The sequence below is a fragment of the Mycobacterium sp. B14F4 genome, assembly GCF_039871645.1.
Classification (GTDB): Bacteria; Actinomycetota; Actinomycetes; order Mycobacteriales; family Mycobacteriaceae; genus Mycobacterium.
Genome location: NZ_JBDPMF010000007.1, coordinates 214608 through 233892, shown reverse-complemented (window position 1 = coordinate 233892; position 19285 = coordinate 214608). Strand labels below are relative to the sequence as shown.

Below are 19285 nucleotides of genomic sequence, written 5' to 3'. Positions count from 1 at the left end.
CTCACCCGTCGAGAACCGTCGGGACCAGCGGGAATCCTGGCAGATTGCGGACCACCGCCCACGTGACGGCAGCGACGATCACCACGACGAGTGCCGGTGCATTCATCAAGGGTTTGCCCTGCCGCCTCCGGGCTACACACCACGCCAGCAGCAGCGGCAGACCGACGAGAAGGAAGGCGTTGTCGGTGACGGCAGCGGACAGGTCGCCATGTAGAAGGTCGTGGGTCATGCGAAGGCCGCCGCAGCCCGGGCAGTACAGGCCGGTGAGGGCGTAGAAGGGGCACGCTGGGAACAGGAAACTCGGGCTGTGCGGGTCGCCGAGACCGACGTAGGCGACGGAGCCCGCCAGCAAGGCGCCCGTGCCGAGCGCGCCGTAGAGCCGTTTGCGGTCGGTGCCGACGTCAGGTGCCATCGCGCAGCGGAAGCCCCTGCGGGTCGCGGACCTTGTCGGTGAAGATGAGGACGGCGTCGATGATGCCCCAGATAATGGCGCCGATACCGCAGGTGATCAGGCCCACGACCAGCTGGGCGATGCCCAGACCGGTGTAGCCGAGGTAGATACGACCTATGCCGACCAGTCCGAACAGGCCGATCAGCTGCAGAAGCCCCGCGACGACTTTGGACTTGTCCGAGTATGGCTCACCCGTCATGGGATGGCGTCCGTACGGCGCGGTCGGGTCCGCGTACTGCGGATAGGCCCCTGGCGGCGGACCGTACTGGCCCGGGGGCGGCGGGTACTGCGGCTGGTATTGCGGCTGCTGCGGGGGCGGCGGAGGCGTGCTGCCGTACTCGCTGCCACCGAACTGCGGCTCAGTCATGGCGTCCAGCATGCCATGCGGGGCTGCGCCCGGTAAGTAGGGAAAACCCGCCTGTTGCAGGCCGCTCAGAAGGGTGGTGGCTGGTAGTTCGCGGCGAGCCCAGCTAGGCATTGGCGCATTGACCAGAAGATGGCACCAAACGCGAAAGACACGCTCTTACGGATGGGGGCCATCTGCGCCTCCGGTCGACAGGTAGTTGCCGGACGGTCAGCTAACCCTTTCCTATCAGAAGGGAAATCTCGCCGCTGGGCGATTACGTCGGCATCCCATAGTTCAGGACCATTTACGTCAAACATCCACAACAGCGAATGGAGACCAAAATGACCCTGGTGCCCAAGCGTTTTCGTCAGCTTACGACAGCTGCCGTCATCGCTATCGCCCTCGCGACCGGAGCCAACACGGTCGCCTTGACCGCCATCGCGAGCGCCGAACGAGTATGGGATATCGAACGGTACGACGGATGCATGCTGGGCGGGCCTATCGACTCCCTGGACGACAAGTACAAGCGTGAGAAATTCTGCTGCGGCCAGTCTGGCGGAGTGTGGAACGGAGCCGATTGTGTTGCCCCGCCAGCCAGCCCGCAGGACTCGTCGCGCGGTCCGGGGCTGCGCCCACCGAGAGTTCCAATTGACGTTCTCGGCCCGGCTCAACCTGACGCTCTCAGCGTGGCGGCGCCGTAGCCGGCTAGCCTCGACTAGCTGCGGTGCCGTGGTACTCGAGGGGTTTTCGTCATTGGCCTACAAGCAGGCACGTTCACGTGAGGCAACGGATCCGCATTCGCGCGCATCTTGACATGAGGAACAGGCCGAACACAGGTGGGAACGGATCTTCGCTGTTGTGGTGACTATCGGCGGCGTCGGAAGAGACGGCGCAACCGTCCACCCGAATCGCTGGTTGACCGTCCGGAAGAGGTAGTCGCTCCGGCCTCTGGTGTGCTCTTCTCAGCCGAATCATGAACGGGCTCAGCACTTTCTGCGGAGCCAGCAGCCTCTTGGCCCTCGGTGGCTTCCACGGCTTCGTCGGTGGCTTCCTCTGCCGCCTCGGTCTCGGCCTCGTCCGCCAATTCCGCGGCATCGCCTTCACCTTCGACGGCCGCGTCGTGAACCTGCTCAGCGCCGGCTAGCGCCTCGGCGGCGTCCTCGCCCTCCACCGCACCGACGCCGCCCACTTCGCCCACGCCCTCGCCAGCGTCATCGTCGGTGGCTTCCACGGCTTCGTCGGTGGCTTCCTCTGCTGCCTCGGTCTCGGCCTCGTCCGCCAGTTCCGCGGCATCGCCTTCACCTTCGACGGCCGCGTCGTGAACCTGCTCAGCGCCGGCTAGCGCCTCGGCGGCGTCCTCGCCCTCCACCGCGCCGACGCCGCCCACTTCGTCCACGGCCTCGCTACCATCGTCGTCCACGGCCTCATCGGCTGCCGCCTCGACATCGTGTTCCAGCGCGTCGGCGGCCTCGGCCAGCTCATCGGCGAGATCTTCCTCATCATCGTCAACATCCGGCGTTTCAGTCTCTTCGGGCGCTCCGGCTTCGACTGCCAGGGAATCGGCGGCCTCAGCCAATTCCTCGGCGAGGTCTTCTTCATCATCGGCGGCTTCATCTGCCTGGGCCGCCGCGGCCGCAGCGTCGGCGGACTCGGCCAACTCGGCGGCCTCTGCTTCACCTTCGACGGCTGCTTCGTGGGCTTCCGGTGCGTCGACCAATGCCTCCTCGGCATCCTCGCCTTCGACGGCGCCTACGCCACCAACCGGCTCGGTATCCTCGGCGGCCTCCGCGAACTCCTGCGCCGCTTCGATCTCTTCGGCGGGCGCCTCGGCGACGTCCTCGGCAAGTTCTTCCGCTTCTGCGACCGCCTCGAATTCGGGCTCTTCGGCGCCTTCCGCGGCGAACTCCTCGGCCTCCTCGACACTTTCCGCGGGCACGCCGGCCACGTCGGCCCCGAGCTCCTCGGCCGACATCTCCTCGGTCGATAGCTTTTCCGCATCGGCACGATCGCCGGCTTCGGCGAAATCGGCTGCCTCGGCGCTCTCCTCGTCCGGCGCCTCGACGACATCTGCCGTGAGCGCTTCGGCTTCGGTGGCCGCTTCCGACTTGGTCTCGGCGTCGTCCTCTGCGGACGCCACCTTCGCCGCGGCCACCACACCAGACGTCGCGGCGACGGCAGCGAGCCCCTCGGTCAGCTCCTCGACCGTGGACCTTTCCGCGACCTCCGGTTCGACGTTGCCCCGCAGAGTCGCAGGGTCTTCCCGACCCTTCGGCGCGGCCATGATGTACACCACGGCGCCAATGAAGACGAAGGTGGAAGTGAAGGAGTTGATCCGGACACCGTCGATCAACGTCGCATCATCGACGCGCAGCAGTTCGATCCAGAACCGGCCGAGGCAGTATCCCGCCACGTACATCGCGAACAGTCGGCCGTGGCCGAACTTGAACCGTCGGTCGACGTAGATCAGCACCGCGAAAACCACGAGGTTCCACAGCAGTTCGTACAGGAACGTCGGATGAACGGTACTGATGACTTCGCCGGTGGAAACGCCGTTCAGGTTGTCGATCGCACCGGAAGCGTCCCTACGTTCGTAGATCTTGAGCGCCCATGGGAGGTCCGTGGGGGCCCCGAACAACTCTTGATTGAAGTAGTTGCCGATGCGTCCGATCGCCTGCGCCAGAATGATTCCCGGGGCGATCGCGTCCCCGAAAGCCGGCAACGGAATACCGCGCCGGCGGCAGGCGATCCATGCGCCGACGCCGCCGAATGCGACCGCTCCCCAGATCCCGAGGCCGCCGTCCCAGATCCGCACCACGCCCATCAGACCGGCGCCGCCGTCACCGAAGTACCGCCACCAGTCGGTCATCACGTGGTACAACCGACCACCGATCAGGCCGAACGGCACCGCCCACAGCGCAATGTCGTAGATGACGCCACGCTCGCCGCCGCGGGCCTCCCATCGTCGATCGCCGATGACGAGCGCCGCGATGATGCCGATAATGATGAACACCGCATACGCACGGATCGGTACGGGACCGATCTGCCACACGCCCTGAGCGGGGCTGGGTATCGCCGCCAAGAAGGTTGTCGTCACGCAGTGATCCTCTGCCGGACACCGTCGGCGAGCTCAGCGGCCAGCGTGCCGACCGCGTCGACGCCGTCCTTCAACGCCGAGACCAACGCCGAGCCGACGATGACCCCGTCCGCGTAAGCCGCGATCTCGGCGGCCTGCTCGCGGGAGCGGACGCCCAACCCGACACCCACCGGAATGTCCGACACCGCCTTCACCCGGCGCACCAGTTCGGGCGCGGCCGTCGACACCGCGTCGCGGGCACCGGTCACCCCCATGGTCGACGCGGCGTAGACGAATCCGCGCGACGCCTTCACGGTCGCGGCGAGTCGTTCGGGTGTCGACGACGGCGCCACCAGGAAAATCCGGTCCAGGTCGTGCTCCTCGGACACTGCCATCCACTCCGACGCCTCATCCGGGATCAGATCGGGGGTTATCATGCCCAGGCCACCGGCCGACGCGAGGTCGCGCGCGAAGGCATCGACACCCCATCGCAACACGGGGTTCCAGTAGGTCATCACCACCGCGCGGCCGCCTGCGGTGCTGATCGCCTCGACCGCCCGCAACGCGTCACGCACCCGCACTCCCCCGCGCAGCGCCACCTCGGTGGCCGCCGCGATCACCGGCCCGTCCATGCCGGGATCGGAGTACGCGACGCCGACTTCGATGAGGTCGCAACCGTTCTCCACCAGCGTGGTCATCGCCGAAATGGACGTCGGCAGGTCGGGAAAGCCGGTGGGCAGGTAGCCGATCAGCGCGCTGCGGCCCTCGCCGCGGCACGCATCGAACATCGGCGCCAGCCGGCTCACGCGCCACCGTCCAGGAGGCCGAACCACTTGGCGGCGGTCTCGACGTCCTTGTCGCCGCGGCCGGACAGGTTCACCAGGATGATCGCACCGGCACCCAGTTCGTGGCCCAACTTCACCGCACCCGCAACGGCGTGCGCCGACTCGATCGCGGGAATGATGCCCTCGGCGCGGCTCAGCAACGAGAAGGCGTCCATGGCCTCGGTGTCGGTGATCGGCCGGTACTCCGCGCGGCCGATGTCCTTGAGGAACGCATGCTCGGGCCCGACGCCGGGATAGTCCAAACCTGCTGAGATGGAATGCGATTCGATGGTCTGCCCGTCTTCGTCCTGCAGCAGGTACGAGAACGAGCCTTGAAACGCACCAGGCGACCCGCCGGTGAAAGTCGCTGCGTGACGGCCTGTCTCGACGCCGTCGCCGGCAGCCTCATATCCAATCAACCGCACGTTGGGGTCGTCGATGAACGCGTGAAAGATGCCGATCGCGTTCGATCCGCCACCCACGCACGCCGTCACCGCATCGGGAAGGCGACCCGCCTGCGCCTGGATCTGCGCACGAGCCTCCAGGCCGATCACCCGCTGGAAGTCACGCACCATCGTCGGGAACGGATGTGGTCCGGCGGCGGTGCCGAAGCAGTAGTACGTGTCGTCGGCGTTGGTGACCCAGTCTCGGAACGCCTCGTTGATCGCGTCCTTCAGCGTCTTCGACCCGGCCTCGACCGACACCACCGTCGCCCCCAGCAACCGCATCCGCGCCACGTTCAACGCCTGACGCGCGGTGTCGACCGCGCCCATGTAGATAATGCACTCCAGGCCGAGCAGCGCGCATGCGGTCGCCGTCGCCACCCCGTGCTGACCCGCACCGGTCTCGGCGATCACCCGGGTCTTGCCCATCTGCCGCGCCAACAGCGCCTGGCCCAGCACGTTGTTGATCTTGTGAGATCCGGTGTGGTTGAGGTCTTCTCGCTTCAGAAAGATCCGCGCGCCCCCGGCGTGCCTGGAGAGCCGTTCCGCCTCGTACAGCGGGGACGGACGCCCGCTGTAGTGCCGCTGCAGTCGATCGAGTTCGTCGAGGAAGGTTTGATCACCGCGGGCCTTTTCGTAGGCGGCGGTGACCTCCTCGATCACCGCCATCAACGCCTCGGCGACGAACCGCCCGCCGTAGACGCCGAAATGACCACGCTCGTCGGGATCGTGAACGGTCGGCTCGGCGACGGCCGCGCTGGAACGGGGCAACTCGGGCCCGGCGAGATCGGCCATCCTCAGCGCGAGGGTTTGGGGCACGACGGATGCGTGCCCGCGGTGACGAGGTCGGCAACGGCACTGCGCGGATCACCACTGGTGACCAGTCCCTCGCCGACGAGCACCGCATCGGCGCCCGCACCGGCATAGGCCAGCAGATCGGCGGTGCCCCGAACACCGGATTCCGCGACGCGGATGACGTCGGTCGGCAAACCGGGCGCGATACGCGCGAAGCAGTCCCGGTCGACGTTCAATGTCTTGAGATCGCGGGCGTTCACGCCGATCACGTTGGCACCGGCCGACAATGCGCGGTCGGCTTCCTCCTCGGTGTGCACTTCGACGAGTGCGGTCATGCCCAGCGACTCGGTCCGCTCGAGTAGCGACTCGAGCACCGGCTGCTCCAGCGCCGCCACGATCAGCAGCAGCATGTCGGCGCCGTGGGCGCGGGCTTCGTGTATCTGGTACGGCCGCACAATGAAGTCCTTGCGCAACACCGGAATTCGCACAGCTGCGCGCACGGCGTCCAGGTCATCGAGCGAGCCGTTGAACCGACGCTGTTCGGTCAGCACGCTGATGATGCGGGCGCCGCCGCTTTCGTACGCGCGGGCCAGCTTCGCCGGGTCCGAGATCTGCGCCAGAGCGCCGCGCGAAGGGCTGGCACGCTTCACCTCGGCGATCACGGCGATGCCCGGCGCACGCAGCGCGGCCATCACGTTCAGCGGCGGTCGGGCATTCTTGGCCTTCGCCTTGATCTCCGCCAGCGGAACGACGGCCTCTCGGGCAGCGACGTCGGCACGGACTCCCTCGATGATCGAGTCGAGCACGGTTGCCGAACTCATGACTGCCGATTCCCTTCCCCCAGCGCCAAATGATCTTCAACGAAGGGTAACCGCCACCACAGCAACGCCGATCACCGCCCCTTGTTGTCCGGATTGGTCGGGTCGCGCCCCTCGTCGAGGGCATCCCAGATGGCCCGTTCCGACATCGCCGCCCCCGGATCCTCGACCGTCTCGGCCGCCCGCCGCGAGTACCTGGCCGCGCCGGGCCGCGCGGTTCGAGCCGCGCGCATCAACAGCACCGCGCACAGCAGCGACACCCCGGCCGCGACCACGGTGATCACCGCCCCGGCGTAGTGGCGTTGGGTGCCCACCAGGTCCGCCACCGGCGCCTCGGCCAGGTGCGAGGCCCGCACCGCGACGTCCTTGATCACCCACAGGCTGATGGCCAGATACGCGGTGCCCGCGCTCGCGGCCGCGACGAGCACCGCCAACACCCGCAACGGCCAACCGTGCACCGCCAGCGCCGCCACCGCGGCCGCCAGCAGCAGCACCGCGAGCGGCACCAGCGCCGTCGACCAGGTGCCTCCGGACAGGGCGGCGGTCTTGGGCTGGCCCAGTCCGTCGAAGGACGTCACCTGCACCCACGTCATCCGCGACGCCGCCCACAGGCCCGCCGCCGCGAGCACGAGACCGAGCTGCGCGACCCGGATCACGGTTCTGTCAGCGTTTCGGCGGCGGCGATGGCGTTGAGCACCGCGCGCGCCTTGTTCGACGCCTCGGTGTACTCGTAGGGGCCGTTGGAGTCGGCGACCACCCCGCCGCCGGCCTGCACGTAGGCGGTGCCGTCGCGCATCAGCGCGGTGCGGATGGCGATCGCGAAGTCGGCGTTGCCCGCGAAGTCCAGGTAGCCGAGCACACCGCCGTAGAGGCCGCGACGGGTCTTCTCGACCTCTTCGATGAGCTCCATCGCCCGCACCTTCGGCGCACCCGACAACGTGCCCGCCGGGAAGCACGCCGTCACGGCGTCCAGCGCGGTCTTGTCGTCGGCGAGGTCGCCGTGCACGGTCGACACGATGTGCATGACGTGGCTGTAGCGCTCGATGTGGCTGTAGTCCTCGACGCGTACCGTCCCGGGCCTGCAGACCCGGCCGAGGTCATTGCGTCCGAGGTCCACCAACATCAGGTGCTCGGCGCGCTCCTTCTCGTCGTGGAGGAGCTCCTTCTCGAGCAGCAGGTCCTCCTCCTCGGTGTCGCCGCGCCAGCGCGTGCCCGCGATCGGGTGCGTCGACGCGCGGCCGTCCTTGACGGTCACCAGCGCCTCAGGACTGGAGCCGACGATCGAAAAGTCGATTCCGCCATCGTGGTTGGGCACGTTGAGCAGATACATATAGGGACTCGGATTGGTCACCCGCAGCATCCGGTACACATCGAGCGGATCGGCGTCGGTGTCCATCTCGAAGCGCTGCGACGGCACCACCTGGAACGCCTCGCCCGCCTCGATGTCGCCCACGAGCTTGTCGACGATCGCCCCGTACTCCTCGACCGTACGCTGTGCGCGGTAGAGCGGGTCGGGCCTGCTGAACGTCGCCACAGCCGACGGCAGGTGCGCGCCCAGCGCCGCGGTCATCACGTCGAGGCGGGCGACGGCGTCGTGGTACGCCCAGTCCACCCGCTCGTCGGTGCCGTTCCAGTTCACCGCGTTAGCGATCAGGGTGATGGTGCCCTCGTGGTGGTCGACGGCGGCGATATCGGTGGCCAACAACAGCAGCATGTCCGGCAGGCAAAGGTCGTCGACGGTCAGCGATGGCAGTTTCTCAAGGCGCCGGACCATGTCGTAGGCGAAGAACCCGACCAGCCCGGACGACAGCGGCGGCAGGCCCGGCAGCGGCTCGGTCCTGAGCAGGTCGAGCGTGGTGCGGAGCGCCTGCAGCGGGTCACCGCCCTGCGGAGCGTCCTGCGGCGTCGCACCCAGCCACACCGCCTCACCGTCGCGCACGGTCAGCGCCGACGGCGCGCCCGCGCCGATGAACGACCATCGTGACCACGAGCGGCCGTTCTCGGCCGACTCCAGCAAGAACGTCCCCGGCCGGTTGGCGGCCAGCTTTCGGTACGCCGACAGCGGGGTCTCACTGTCGGCGAGCACCTTGCGGGTCACCGGCACCACGCGGTGCTCGGCGGCCAGCGCCCGGAAGTCCTCGCGCGAGGTGGCTCCGGCGAGGCCGGCGGTCGTCTGCACGGGTCAATCTTCCCAGACGCACCCCAGGGGCGACGACGATGCAGGCGTCAGCGGGCTGGTGAGCATGATCGGGCCTTGCGCCATGAACCGCGGTGTCCGTCCGCGATGCTCATCGGCGGCATGCGCGGTGAAGGGGTGCACGACGTACATGTCGCCGGGCCGACCCGTGGCGTGCACGACGGGCCGGCCCGCACTGGCTTCGTCGACAAGCCGTCCCATCGCAGCCATCTCGACCGGTTCGGGCCCCAGCACGCGTGCCACGTCATGGTGCGAGCCGGCCCGGATACGCGTCGGCGCGTCATCGGGGCCGACATCCGACAGCAGCGTCAGCAGCAGCACTGTCTGCGGGCGCCCGGTGACCGCCCACGAGCCGTCGGGCCGCGGCGTGTTGGCGTCGATGTGCCAGCCCCGATCGTCGACGGGCGGAGCCACGGGGAACCGGACCGGGATGTTGCCCAGCGAGCCCCTCGGCGCCCACCCGCCCGGATCGCAGACGTCATCCAGCGCGGCGGCCAGCGCAGGGCTACGCACCACCTCGCCGAAGGGACCCGCCCCCAGCATGTCCGAGGCCCACAGCACCGGGGCCGGCCAGGATTCGGGTTCGTCGGGCGACACACCGAGTTGCCGCCAGAGCTTCTCGCGCACGGCATCGGCCGCCCTGCGCGACGCCGCCCCTTCGATTTTCACGAACCCGTCCCGGGTGAACGCTTCGAGATCTGTCATCGGCGACGAGGCTTGCACGCAGACCACGACCGGCACCAACGATTTTCGCCGTCGGGGCGTAGCGTCGACAACTATGACACCTATCAAGCAGGGTGACCGGGTTGCCGACTTCGAACTGCCCGACCAGACGGGCACGGTGCGCACACTGGCCGAACTGCTCGCCGACGGTCCGATCGTGCTGTTCTTCTACCCCGCCGCGATGACGCCCGGGTGCACCAAGGAGGCATGCCACTTCCGCGACCTGGCAGCGGAGTTCGCCGCCGTCGGCGCACGCAGGGTCGGCATCAGCACCGACGCCGTCGACAAGCAGGCGAAGTTCGCCGACAAGGAACACTTCGACTATCCGCTGCTCTCCGATGCCGACGGCGCCGTCGCGACACGATTCGGCGTGAAGCGTGGCCTGCTCGGCAAATTCATGCCGGTAAAGCGCACCACGTTCGTCATCGATTCCGACCGCACCGTGCTCGCCGTGATCGCGTCGGAGATCAGCATGGACACCCACGCCGACAAGGCGCTCGAGGTGCTGCGGCAACGCCAGTCGGCCTAGTCGGGAGCCAGCAGCTGATCAGCGTCGAAGCAGGTGTGGTCGCCGGTGTGGCAGGCGCCGCCGACCTGGTCGACCTCCAGCAGCACGGTGTCGCCGTCGCAATCCAGTCGGACGGAGTGCACGTACTGGGTATGGCCCGAAGTCTCCCCCTTGACCCAGTGCTCCTGCCGGGACCGCGAGAAGTACGTCGCTCGACGGGTTTCCAGGGTGCGGGCCAGCGCGATGTCGTCCATCCACGCCACCATCAGCACCTGGCCGGTCCCCCGCTCCTGCGCGACCGCGGTGACCAGTCCGTTGGCGTCACGCTTCAACCGGGACGCGATAGCGGCGTCGAGCGTCATCGCAGCCCTCGGCTCTTCGCGCAAGCGCTCATCGCACCGTGATCCCTTCTGCCGCCATCGCCGCCTTGACCTGCTTGATGGTCAGCTCGCGAAAGTGGAACACGCTGGCGGCCAGTACCGCGTCGGCACCCGCGAGCACGGCGGGCGCGAAGTGTTCGGGTGCGCCCGCGCCGCCGCTGGCGATCACCGGCACGGTGACCGCCCCGCGCACCGCCTTGATCATCGGCAGGTCGAAGCCGGCCTTGGTGCCGTCGAAGTCCATGGAATTCAACAGGATCTCGCCGACACCGAGTTCCGCTCCGCGCGTCGCCCATTCGACGGCGTCGATCCCGGTGCCGCGCCGCCCGCCGTGGGTGGTGACCTCCCACCCGGACGGCGTCGACTCCTGGTCCTGCGGCACGGTGCGGGCGTCCACCGACAGCACGATGCACTGTGACCCGAACTGCCGGGACAGTTCGGCGAGCAGGTCCGGGCGGGCGATCGCCGCGGTGTTCACCGCGACCTTGTCGGCGCCGGCGCGCAGCAGCACGTCGACGTCGGCCACCGAGCGCACCCCGCCACCGACCGTCAGCGGGATGAACACCTGCTCGGCGGTGCGCTTGACGACCTCCAGCATCGTGGCCCGGCCCGACGACGACGCGGTGACGTCCAGGAACGTGAGCTCGTCAGCGCCTTCGGCGTCATAGGCGGCCGCGAGCTCGACGGGATCGCCGGCGTCGCGCAGGTTTTCGAAGTTGACGCCCTTGACCACGCGGCCGTCGTCGACGTCCAGGCACGGGATGATCCGTACCGCGAGATCCTTCGGGTCCATCAGAAGTCCTCGGGATCGCCGACGGCGCGCAGCAGGTCGAGAAGCTGACCGTGCGTGCCCGGGACCCCGGCCAGCGCCGACGGCGACTGCACCGTCCAGTCGTTGCCGACGAGGTCGGTCACCACGCCACCCGCCGCGCGGATCAGTGCGACACCGGCGGCGTGATCCCACACGTGCCCGCCGAAACTGATTGCGCCGCCGAGTATTCCGGCCGCAGTGTAGGCCAGGTCGATGCCGGTGGCGCCGTGCATCCGCATCCGGGAGCACTCACGGCTCAGGCTTTCGACGACGGCGAGCCGGTACCTGCCCGGCACCTTGCCCTTGGAGTCGACGTTGAAGGTGCTCACCCCGACTATGGAGTCCGACAGCTTGGCCGGCTCGAGTGGGGGCTGCTCGACTCCGTTGCTGCGCAACGGTCCGCCGACGACCGCCGTGAACCGCTCGCCGGTGAACGGCACCCAGGTCAGCCCGGCCACCGGTTCACCGTCGCGCACCAGGCCCAGCAGTATCGCGGCCATCGGCGAGCCGGCGGCGTAGTTGAACGTGCCGTCGATCGGGTCGAGCACCCACACCAGCGGAGAGTCGAGGTCGGCGCCGCCGAACTCCTCGCCGTGTACCTCGATGCCGGTCCTGGCGTTCAGCGCCTCGACCACCTGGCGTTCGATCGCCAGGTCCACCTCGGTGGCGAAGTCGTTGCCCTTCTTCTGCACCGCCGAGTCGGCGCGGTGGCCCTCGATGAACGGTTTGGCGGCGTCCTCGAGGATCTGCGCGGCCTCTGCGACCAACGCGTCGAGGTCGCCCGCGTCCAACGCCATCTACCGCTCCACCGCGGCCAGTGCGTCGGGAAGCGTGAACCGCCCGGCGTACAACGCCTTTCCGACGATCGCGCCCTCGACGCCGCGATCGGTCAACGTGGCGATCGCCCGAAGATCGTCAAGGCTCGACACCCCGCCGGAGGCGATCACCGGCGCGTCGGTGCGCTCGCTCACCCGCGTGAGCAACTCGAGGTTCGGTCCGTTGAGCGTGCCGTCCTTGGTGACGTCGGTGACGACGAAGCGCGAACATCCTTCGCGGTCAAGGCGGTCCAGCACGTCCCACAGGTCACCGCCGTCGGTCTCCCAGCCCCGGCCACGCAGCCGGTGGTTGCCGCCGGGCACTGACGAGTCGATCTTGACGTCGAGGCCGACCGCGACGCGCTCCCCGTGCTCGGCGACGACCTTGGCGCACCACTGCGGGTTCTCCAGCGCCGCGGTGCCGAGGTTAACCCGGGCACACCCCGTCGCGAGCGCCGCGGTCAGCGAGTCGTCGTCGCGGATGCCGCCGGACAGTTCGACGGCGACGTCGAGCTTGCCGACCACCTCGGCGAGCAGTTCGCGGTTGCTGCCCCGGCCGAACGCGGCGTCGAGGTCGACGAGGTGGATCCACTCGGCGCCGTCGCGCTGCCACGTCATCGCGGCGTCCAGCGCCGAACCGTATTCGGTTTCGCTGCCGGCCTGGCCCTGCACCAGGCGGACGGCGCGGCCCTCGACCACGTCGACGGCGGGAAGGAGAATCAGTCGGTCCGGCACGTCGGTCAACCTAGTGCCTTCACCCAGTTGGTGAGCAATTCGGCGCCCGCGTCGCCGCTCTTCTCGGGGTGGAACTGGGTCGCTGACAGCGGTCCGTCCTCGACCGCCGCCAAGAACGGCACGTGATGGGTCGCCCACGTCAGCTTCGCGGCCGGATCGCCCTCCCACTGCTGCGCGGCGTAGGAGTGCACGAAATAGAACCGGGTGTCGGGGTTCATGCCGTGGAACAGCGTGCTGTCCCCGGGTGCGTCGACGACGTTCCAGCCCATGTGCGGGATCACCGGGGCGTCCAGGCGGATCACGGCGCCGGGCCACTGACCGCAGCCCTCGGTCTCGACGCCGAACTCCACGCCGCGCGCGAACAGGATCTGCATGCCGACACACACGCCGAGCACCGGTCGGCCCGCCGCAACGCGCTCCGCGATGAGCTTCGGGCCGTCGATCTTGCGCAGCCCCGCCATGCAGGCCTCGAACGCGCCGACGCCGGGCACCACCAGGCCGTCGGCGTTGCGCGCCGCGTCCGCGTCGTCGGTCACCCTGACGTCGGCGCCGACGCGTTCCAGCGCGCGCTGGGCCGAGCGCAGGTTGCCCGAGCCGTAGTCGAGGACCGCGACTTTGCGCGTCACAGGCTGCCTTTCGTCGACGGCACGCCGGTGACGCGCGGGTCGTACTCGACCGCCTGCCGCAGCGCACGCGCGACAGCCTTGTACTGCGCCTCGGTGATGTGGTGCGGGTCGCGGCCGTAGATCGTCCGCACGTGCAGCGCGATGCGGGCGTTGGCGGCCAGCGACTCGAACACGTGCCGGTTCACCACGGTGTGGTACGGCGCCTGCGAGCCCGCGATCGTGAAGCGCAGCATGTGATCCGGTTCGCCGGTATGCACGCAGTACGGCCGACCCGACACGTCGACGGCGGCGTGCGCCAACGTCTCGTCCATCGGGATCCACGCGTCTCCGAACCGCCGGATACCCGTCTTCTCGCCGAGCGCCTGGCCCAGCGCCTGGCCCAGCACGATCGCGGTGTCCTCGATGGTGTGGTGGCCCTCGATCTCGACGTCACCCTCGGCACGCACGGTGAGGTCGAAGCTGGCGTGGCTGCCCAGCGAGGTGAGCATGTGGTCGAAGAACGGCACGCCGGTTTCGACGTGCACCTGGCCGGTGCCGTCGAGGTCCAGTTCGACGACGATGTCGGATTCCTTGGTCTTGCGCTCGACTCGAGACCGGCGCGGCGCGGGATTGAACTGAGTCACGATGCTCCTACTGGGGATAGTTCGGTGGCGGCGAGCCTGGCACTGACGGCCAGCATTGCGTCGTTCTCCTCGGCCAGCCCGGTGGTCGCACGCAGGTATCCGGGAATGCCGACGTCGCGGAGGAGGATGCCCTCGTCGAGATAGCGCTGCCAGGTGGCCGGTGCGTCGGCGAACTCGCCGAACAGGATGAAGTTGGCGTCGCTGCTGATGACGCGGAAACCCATGCCGGACAACACCTCTGCGACGCGATTGCGTTCAGCGATGAGCGTGGCGACGCTGCCGAGCGTGTCGTCGGCATGGCGCAACGCGGCGCGGGCGGCCGCCTGGGTGATCGACGACAGGTGGTAGGGCAGCCGCACCAGAAGCATCGCGTCGACCACCGCGGGCGCGGCGATCAGGTAGCCGAGCCTGCCGCCTGCGAAGGCGAACGCCTTGCTCATGGTGCGGGTGACGACGAGCTTGGCCGGATACTCGTCGATGAGGTGCACCGCGCTCGGCTGGGACGAGAACTCGCCGTAGGCCTCGTCGACGATCATCACGCCCGTGACCATTTCGTCGAGCAGGCGACGCAGATCGTCGAGTGGAACGCTTTGTCCCGACGGGTTGTTCGGGCTCGCGACGAACACGATGTCGGGCGTGTGGTCACGCACGGCGGCGACGGCCACATCGATGTCGAGGCCGAAATCCTCGGCGCGGTTGGCCACCAGCCAGGCGGTCTGGGTGCCGTCGGCGATGATCGGGTGCATCGAGTACGAGGGCACGAATCCGATCGCGCTGCGACCGGGCCCGCCGAACGCCTGCAGCAGCTGCTGCAGGATCTCGTTGGAACCGTTGGCGGCCCAGAGATTCTCGACGCCCAACCGGGTGCGGGTCTGCGCCGACAGGTAGGCCGCCAGATCGGTCCGCAGCGCGACCGCGTCCCGGTCGGGATAGCGGTGCAAGTCGCCTGCGACGGCCGCGACGGAGGCGGTCACGTCGTCGATGAGGGCCTGCGTCGGCGGGTGCGGGTTCTCGTTGGTGTTGAGCCGCACCGGGACGTCCAGTTGCGGTGCGCCGTAAGGCGATTTGCCGCGCAGATCCTCGCGCAGCGGCAGATCGGCCAGCGTCACTCCATCACCTGGCAGGCCGCCCCCCATCACGCCTCGAACCTCCGCCGCACCGCTTCGCCGTGCGCGGGCAGGTTCTCGGCCTCGGCCAGCGTGATGACGTAGCCCGAGACGTCCTTCAGCGCGGCCTCGTCGTAGTCGACGACGTGGATGCCGCGCAGGAACGTCTGCACCGACAGGCCGCTCTGGTGTCTGGCGCAACCCGCCGTCGGCAGCACGTGGTTGGAGCCCGCGCAATAGTCGCCCAGGCTCACCGGCGCGTACGGCCCGACGAAGATCGCGCCTGCCGAACGGATCCGGCCCGCCACCGCGCGCGCGTCGACCGTCTGGATCTCCAGATGCTCGGCGGCATAGGCGTTCACGGTGCGGATGCCCGCCTCGAGGTCGTCGACGAGCACCGTCGCCGACTGCCTGCCGCCCAGCGCCGCGGTCACCCGTTCGCGGTGCACCGTGGTCTCGAGCTGGACGGCCAGCTCACGATCGGTGGCGTCGGCCAACTCGACGCTCGGTGTGACCAGCACGCTGGCCGCCATCTCGTCGTGTTCGGCCTGGCTGATCAGGTCGGCGGCGACATGCCGCGGGTCGGCCGTGTGGTCGGCCAGGATCGCGATCTCGGTGGGGCCGGCCTCGGCGTCGATGCCGACCTGCGAGCGGCAGATCCGCTTGGCGGCGGTGACGTAGATGTTGCCCGGCCCGGTGATCATGTCGACCGGGGCGAGTTCGGCGCCGTCGGTGTCGGTGCCCCCGTGGGCCAGCAGCGCGATCGACTGCGCACCGCCGACCGCCCACACCTCGTCGACACCCAGCAGCGCGGCGGCGGCCAGGATCGTCGGGTGCGGCAGGCCTTGAAACGGGGCGGGGTTCGACGCCTGCGGCGGGCTGGCGATGACCAGCGAGTCGACGCCCGCGGTCTGCGCGGGCACCACGTTCATCACCACGCTGGAGGGGTAGACGGCGTTGCCGCCCGGCACGTACAGCCCGACCCGCTCGACGGGCATCCAGCGCTCGGTGACCGTCGCGCCGGGCGCCAGCATCGTGGTGGTATCGGTGCGGCGCTGGTCGGCGTGCACGGCGCGGGCCCGCTCGATGGCGACCTGCAGCGCGGCGCGGACGTCGGCGCCGAGCTCGCCCAGCGCGGCGTCGAGACGTTCGCGGGGCACGCGGACCTGCGCAGGCCGCACTCTGTCGAACGCTTCGCCGTACTCCAGGGCCGCCTCGGCACCGCGCTCGGCGACGGCGTCGACGATCGGCCGGACCTTGGGCACCACGGTGTCCACGTCGACGCCTCCGCGCGGCAGCGCGGCCCGCAGGCGGGCCGCGGACAGCTCCGCGCCGCGCAAGTCGATGCGGGCGATCGGTCCCGGCGATACATTCACGCTGACCATTCTCCCAGAGCAACACAAATCGGTTTGGAGGCGTCATGCGCGCTGAAGATCACCCCAACAATGCCCCCGGCGTTCCCATGATTTTCCCGCCCTGGTTCGAGAACTTCCAGGTCAAGTACTTCAATCCGATGCTCAAGCCGTTCGCACGGGTCATGCCCGGGATGGCCACCATCAAACACCGCGGCCGCAAGTCCGGGCGACAGTACGAGACGATCGTCACCGCCTACCGCAAGGGTGGCGTGGCGGCGATCGCCCTCGGACACGGAAAGACCGACTGGGTGAAGAACGTGCTGGCCGCCGGCGAGGCAGACCTGCACCTCGTCCGCCGCGATCTGCACCTCGTGAACCCCCGGATCATCCCCGCGGGTGGGAGCGCGGACGGGCTGCCGTTGCCGGCGCGGCTGCAGGCGGGCCGGATGGCGATCTTCGTCGCCGACATCGCCTGAGCTACGCCGCTCGGCTGAACACCGTCTTGCCGGTCATCACCGGCCACTGCGACGGTGCGTCCTGCCACGGAACGACGCGCTGCACGACTGGCGAAAGCGGTTGTGTGGCAAGCAATTCCAGGACGTCGGGAAGGGCGGCGCGGGCGTTGACGCGGCCGGTGACGAACCGCACGCCGCGGGTGTACATGGCCAGCAGCGGCATCTGCACCGAACCCTCGGCGTAGATGCCGGTGTCGGTGCACACGCCGTCGGGCCAGGTGGCGCGCAGGGCGGCGGCGAGCAGGGCCGGATCGGCGGATGTGTTGACGGTGACCGGGTAGGAGTCGGCGGCCTTGTCGGGTTTGTCGCGGTCGTGCACGACGGCGCCCAGCTTCTCGGCCACCGCGAGCCGGTTCGGGTCGGTGTCGACGTAGTCGACGGCCACGCCCAGCGCCGCGGCGGCCGCGACGGCATAGAGCCCGATCGACAGTCGGCCCACTACCAGCACCCGCCGATCCGCGGGCGCCAGCGCCGCCAGTTCGTCGCGGTACGGCCCGACGGTGCGCCAGCCGTCGGGGATGTTGTCCGACATCGAGGCGATCGCCACGGGGTCGGCGTCAGGGGCCACGGCGACGAGCATGGCGTCGGCATAGGGCACCAACACCAGGTCGGCCATGAAGCCGCCGCCGTCCATCCCGGCCAGCGGCGCCATCCCGTACATCGCCATCAGCGGCAACGAGTCGCACGATCCCGTCGCACCGCGCAGGCACGCGGCGCATTCGCCGCAGCTGATCTGGAACGGCACGACCACCCGGTCGCCCACCTTCACCCCGCGCACCGCGTCGCCGACCGCAACTACCTCGGCGACGCCCTCGTGCCCGACGGCATGACCGGGCGGCATGGGCAGCCGGCCCTGCGCCACCGCCACGTCCAGGTCACAACAGGCCACGGCCAGCGGTCGCACGATCGCCTGCCGGGGGTCGCTGAGCTGCGGATCGGGCACGTCCCGCCAGACGTATGTCCCGACGTCCTCGAACATCAGTTGCTGCATGTCGCGTCCTTCTTTAGTGGATGTTCAAGTATTGTTGAGTGATCTTTCTAGTAAAGTCAAGGGCATGCCTCGTCCCGACCGCAGCCGCGCCGCGCTGATCGACACTGCGGCCATGCTGTTCCGCAGGCAGGGTTACGCCGCGACGGGCGTCAATCAGATCCTCGAACTCGCCGACGTCAAAGCCGGATCGCTGTATCACCACTTCCCCGAGGGCAAACAGCAGTTGGCCGCGGCGGTGGTGGAACGCGCCGGCGCCGACATCGAGCGTCGACTGCGCGAGATGCTGGATTCCGGGGCGCCGGTGACCGACATCGTCGACGGCTGGATCGACCTGATGGCCGCAGGCCTGGCCTCCGATCAGCGCGACGGCTGCCCGATCGAGCCGATCGCCACCGAGTCGGTGAACGCCAGCACCGCGGTCCGAACGGCCTCCGCGGCGGCGTTCGACGGCTGGCGCCGAGCCGTCACCGACCGCTTGGCCGCCGACGGTTGGCCGCAGGCACGGGCCGCCGAGATGGCGCTGGCGGTGATCGCGTTGATCGAGGGCGCGCTGATCCTGTCGCGCACCTCCGGCGACCCTGCCGCGCTGACGGCCGCGAAGGCCGCCGCCCGCGCCCTGCTCAGCGGTGACGGCGCTACTTGCACAACTCCGTGATGGTCTTGTTGGCGGCGTCGGCATCGGCCAGCCGCTTGGACTGGGCCGGCTCGCCGTTCGGCACACCCGCCGTGGCGTTGGCCCCGATGTCCATCAGGTTATTGGCGAACTCTCGGATGTTGTCGGCGAGCTGAACCGGTGTCGCCGGGTCCAGCCGCGCCAGCAGGTACTGGCCGCCGTCGTACAGCGACACCCTGGCGTTTGCCGCGACCGCCTGGGCACCTGTGACGTCCTGCGGACCTCCCGCGGGCGTCAGGTTGGTGTTGAGCGAGATCCCGCGGCGCACCACGTCGGCCGCGGTGCACACCTTGACCTTGGCATCGGCGATCTGCACCGGGTCGTACTGGGTCTTGGACCTCTTCGAGTCGTACAGCGTCCATCCGGCCAGGGCCAGCGCGGCCACGGCGATGACGAGACTGATGACGGTCAGCAAAACCAGGCGACGCGGCGAGTCCTCATACACGCGACCGATGGTAACGGTCACGGCACCGCGGG

General features: G+C 69.0%; 23 protein-coding genes. 4 read left to right on the top strand and 19 right to left on the bottom strand.

Translation table 11 applies throughout. The features are described from left to right. Position 1 precedes the first annotated feature (1 nt). Positions 2–412, bottom strand: a complete 411-nt coding sequence (locus ABGB19_RS20200; protein WP_347687761.1) for a DUF2752 domain-containing protein — start codon at positions 410–412, stop codon at positions 2–4. Then, positions 402–818 (bottom strand): TM2 domain-containing protein, encoded by a 417-nt coding sequence (locus ABGB19_RS20195; protein ID WP_347687760.1) that lies wholly within the window; start codon positions 816–818, stop codon positions 402–404. The genes ABGB19_RS20200 and ABGB19_RS20195 overlap by 11 nt, the downstream gene beginning before the upstream one ends. A gap of 320 nt (positions 819–1138) precedes the next feature. Between ABGB19_RS20195 and ABGB19_RS20190 the strand changes: the two genes are divergently transcribed. Beyond that, positions 1139–1498, top strand: a complete 360-nt coding sequence (locus ABGB19_RS20190) for a hypothetical protein (protein WP_347687759.1) — start codon at positions 1139–1141, stop codon at positions 1496–1498. 164 nt (positions 1499–1662) lie between these two features. Here ABGB19_RS20190 and lgt read toward each other — a convergent pair whose 3' ends face one another. The 7 genes from lgt to ABGB19_RS20155 form a co-directional block, all read right to left on the bottom strand. Continuing rightward, positions 1663–3891 (bottom strand): prolipoprotein diacylglyceryl transferase, encoded by a 2229-nt coding sequence (lgt, locus tag ABGB19_RS20185; protein ID WP_347687758.1) that lies wholly within the window; start codon positions 3889–3891, stop codon positions 1663–1665. Next, entirely contained in the window at positions 3888–4658 is a 771-nt protein-coding gene (trpA, locus tag ABGB19_RS20180) for a tryptophan synthase subunit alpha (protein ID WP_347687833.1), read from the bottom strand. The genes lgt and trpA overlap by 4 nt, the downstream gene beginning before the upstream one ends. Before the next feature lie 14 nt (positions 4659–4672). Then, on the bottom strand, positions 4673–5932 hold the full coding sequence (gene trpB / locus ABGB19_RS20175; protein WP_347687832.1) for a tryptophan synthase subunit beta: 1260 nt from the start codon (positions 5930–5932) through the stop codon (positions 4673–4675). A 2-nt stretch (positions 5933–5934) separates the two neighbouring features. Beyond that, a complete protein-coding gene (trpC, locus tag ABGB19_RS20170) occupies positions 5935–6753 on the bottom strand; it encodes an indole-3-glycerol phosphate synthase TrpC (RefSeq protein WP_347687757.1) in 819 nt (272 codons plus the stop codon). Positions 6754–6824: 71 nt separating this feature from the next. After that, positions 6825–7406: a TIGR02234 family membrane protein gene (locus ABGB19_RS20165; protein ID WP_347687756.1), complete on the bottom strand. Its 582-nt coding sequence runs from the start codon at positions 7404–7406 to the stop codon at positions 6825–6827. After that, on the bottom strand, positions 7403–8929 hold the full coding sequence (locus ABGB19_RS20160) for an anthranilate synthase component I (RefSeq protein ID WP_347687755.1): 1527 nt from the start codon (positions 8927–8929) through the stop codon (positions 7403–7405). Before ABGB19_RS20160 ends, ABGB19_RS20165 begins: the two co-directional genes overlap by 4 nt. Positions 8930–8932: 3 nt before the next feature. Further along, a complete protein-coding gene (locus tag ABGB19_RS20155; protein ID WP_347687754.1) occupies positions 8933–9652 on the bottom strand; it encodes a phytanoyl-CoA dioxygenase family protein in 720 nt (239 codons plus the stop codon). 82 nt (positions 9653–9734) lie between these two features. Here ABGB19_RS20155 and ABGB19_RS20150 point away from each other — a divergent pair, with 82 nt between their 5' ends. Further along, positions 9735–10199, top strand: coding sequence for a peroxiredoxin (locus tag ABGB19_RS20150; protein ID WP_347687831.1), 465 nt, complete (start codon positions 9735–9737; stop codon positions 10197–10199). Here the strand turns inward: ABGB19_RS20150 and hisI are convergent. Genes hisI through hisD form a run of 8 tightly spaced genes read right to left on the bottom strand, consistent with a single transcriptional unit; the run spans position 10196 to position 16659 of the window. Next, on the bottom strand, positions 10196–10540 hold the full coding sequence (hisI, locus tag ABGB19_RS20145; protein ID WP_347687830.1) for a phosphoribosyl-AMP cyclohydrolase: 345 nt from the start codon (positions 10538–10540) through the stop codon (positions 10196–10198). The two genes, ABGB19_RS20150 and hisI, sit on opposite strands and share 4 nt — an antisense overlap. A gap of 28 nt (positions 10541–10568) precedes the next feature. Further along, positions 10569–11351 (bottom strand): imidazole glycerol phosphate synthase subunit HisF, encoded by a 783-nt coding sequence (gene hisF / locus ABGB19_RS20140; protein ID WP_347687753.1) that lies wholly within the window; start codon positions 11349–11351, stop codon positions 10569–10571. Next, on the bottom strand, positions 11351–12166 hold the full coding sequence (locus ABGB19_RS20135) for an inositol monophosphatase family protein (protein ID WP_347687752.1): 816 nt from the start codon (positions 12164–12166) through the stop codon (positions 11351–11353). The genes hisF and ABGB19_RS20135 overlap by 1 nt, the downstream gene beginning before the upstream one ends. After that, on the bottom strand, positions 12167–12919 hold the full coding sequence (gene priA, locus ABGB19_RS20130) for a bifunctional 1-(5-phosphoribosyl)-5-((5-phosphoribosylamino)methylideneamino)imidazole-4-carboxamide isomerase/phosphoribosylanthranilate isomerase PriA (protein WP_347687751.1): 753 nt from the start codon (positions 12917–12919) through the stop codon (positions 12167–12169). A gap of 5 nt (positions 12920–12924) precedes the next feature. Further along, the gene (gene hisH, locus ABGB19_RS20125; protein WP_347687750.1) at positions 12925–13545 is read right to left on the bottom strand and encodes an imidazole glycerol phosphate synthase subunit HisH; all 621 of its coding nucleotides are present in this window, start codon (positions 13543–13545) and stop codon (positions 12925–12927) included. After that, positions 13542–14168 carry an imidazoleglycerol-phosphate dehydratase HisB gene (hisB, locus tag ABGB19_RS20120; protein WP_347687749.1) on the bottom strand — a complete coding sequence of 209 codons (627 nt, stop codon included), beginning with the start codon at positions 14166–14168 and terminating at the stop codon, positions 13542–13544. The genes hisH and hisB overlap by 4 nt, the downstream gene beginning before the upstream one ends. Continuing rightward, positions 14165–15304 carry a histidinol-phosphate transaminase gene (locus ABGB19_RS20115; RefSeq protein ID WP_347687829.1) on the bottom strand — a complete coding sequence of 380 codons (1140 nt, stop codon included), beginning with the start codon at positions 15302–15304 and terminating at the stop codon, positions 14165–14167. The genes hisB and ABGB19_RS20115 overlap by 4 nt, the downstream gene beginning before the upstream one ends. Continuing rightward, complete coding sequence (hisD, locus tag ABGB19_RS20110; RefSeq protein ID WP_347687748.1) at positions 15304–16659, bottom strand: histidinol dehydrogenase; 1356 nt, start codon at positions 16657–16659, stop codon at positions 15304–15306. The genes ABGB19_RS20115 and hisD overlap by 1 nt, the downstream gene beginning before the upstream one ends. Positions 16660–16694: 35 nt before the next feature. Here hisD and ABGB19_RS20105 point away from each other — a divergent pair, with 35 nt between their 5' ends. Then, positions 16695–17105, top strand: coding sequence for a nitroreductase family deazaflavin-dependent oxidoreductase (locus ABGB19_RS20105; protein ID WP_347687747.1), 411 nt, complete (start codon positions 16695–16697; stop codon positions 17103–17105). Position 17106: 1 nt separating this feature from the next. Here the strand turns inward: ABGB19_RS20105 and ABGB19_RS20100 are convergent, their stop codons facing one another. Continuing rightward, complete coding sequence (locus ABGB19_RS20100) at positions 17107–18135, bottom strand: alcohol dehydrogenase catalytic domain-containing protein (RefSeq protein WP_347687746.1); 1029 nt, start codon at positions 18133–18135, stop codon at positions 17107–17109. Positions 18136–18199: 64 nt separating this feature from the next. On the opposite strand from ABGB19_RS20100, the gene ABGB19_RS20095 reads away from it, so the two are divergent. Continuing rightward, complete coding sequence (locus ABGB19_RS20095; protein WP_347687745.1) at positions 18200–18790, top strand: TetR/AcrR family transcriptional regulator; 591 nt, start codon at positions 18200–18202, stop codon at positions 18788–18790. Here the strand turns inward: ABGB19_RS20095 and ABGB19_RS20090 are convergent. Beyond that, positions 18771–19253, bottom strand: coding sequence for a hypothetical protein (locus ABGB19_RS20090; protein ID WP_347687744.1), 483 nt, complete (start codon positions 19251–19253; stop codon positions 18771–18773). The genes ABGB19_RS20095 and ABGB19_RS20090 overlap by 20 nt on opposite strands. Positions 19254–19285: the final 32 nt, after the last annotated feature.

Coding starts and splice junctions, on each gene's coding strand:
- hisI (WP_347687830.1), bottom strand. CDS start 10,540: ATGACGCTCGACGCCGCTATCGCGTCCCGGTTGAAGCGTGACGCCAAC.
- ABGB19_RS20105 (WP_347687747.1), top strand. CDS start 16,695: ATGCGCGCTGAAGATCACCCCAACAATGCCCCCGGCGTTCCCATGATT.
- hisD (WP_347687748.1), bottom strand. CDS start 16,659: ATGGTCAGCGTGAATGTATCGCCGGGACCGATCGCCCGCATCGACTTG.
- ABGB19_RS20135 (WP_347687752.1), bottom strand. CDS start 12,166: ATGGCGTTGGACGCGGGCGACCTCGACGCGTTGGTCGCAGAGGCCGCG.
- trpB (WP_347687832.1), bottom strand. CDS start 5,932: ATGGCCGATCTCGCCGGGCCCGAGTTGCCCCGTTCCAGCGCGGCCGTC.
- ABGB19_RS20195 (WP_347687760.1), bottom strand. CDS start 818: ATGACTGAGCCGCAGTTCGGTGGCAGCGAGTACGGCAGCACGCCTCCG.
- ABGB19_RS20115 (WP_347687829.1), bottom strand. CDS start 15,304: ATGGGGGGCGGCCTGCCAGGTGATGGAGTGACGCTGGCCGATCTGCCG.
- trpA (WP_347687833.1), bottom strand. CDS start 4,658: ATGTTCGATGCGTGCCGCGGCGAGGGCCGCAGCGCGCTGATCGGCTAC.
- ABGB19_RS20190 (WP_347687759.1), top strand. CDS start 1,139: ATGACCCTGGTGCCCAAGCGTTTTCGTCAGCTTACGACAGCTGCCGTC.
- ABGB19_RS20095 (WP_347687745.1), top strand. CDS start 18,200: ATGCCTCGTCCCGACCGCAGCCGCGCCGCGCTGATCGACACTGCGGCC.
- ABGB19_RS20200 (WP_347687761.1), bottom strand. CDS start 412: ATGGCACCTGACGTCGGCACCGACCGCAAACGGCTCTACGGCGCGCTC.
- trpC (WP_347687757.1), bottom strand. CDS start 6,753: ATGAGTTCGGCAACCGTGCTCGACTCGATCATCGAGGGAGTCCGTGCC.
- ABGB19_RS20100 (WP_347687746.1), bottom strand. CDS start 18,135: ATGCAGCAACTGATGTTCGAGGACGTCGGGACATACGTCTGGCGGGAC.
- ABGB19_RS20155 (WP_347687754.1), bottom strand. CDS start 9,652: ATGACAGATCTCGAAGCGTTCACCCGGGACGGGTTCGTGAAAATCGAA.
- hisF (WP_347687753.1), bottom strand. CDS start 11,351: ATGGACCCGAAGGATCTCGCGGTACGGATCATCCCGTGCCTGGACGTC.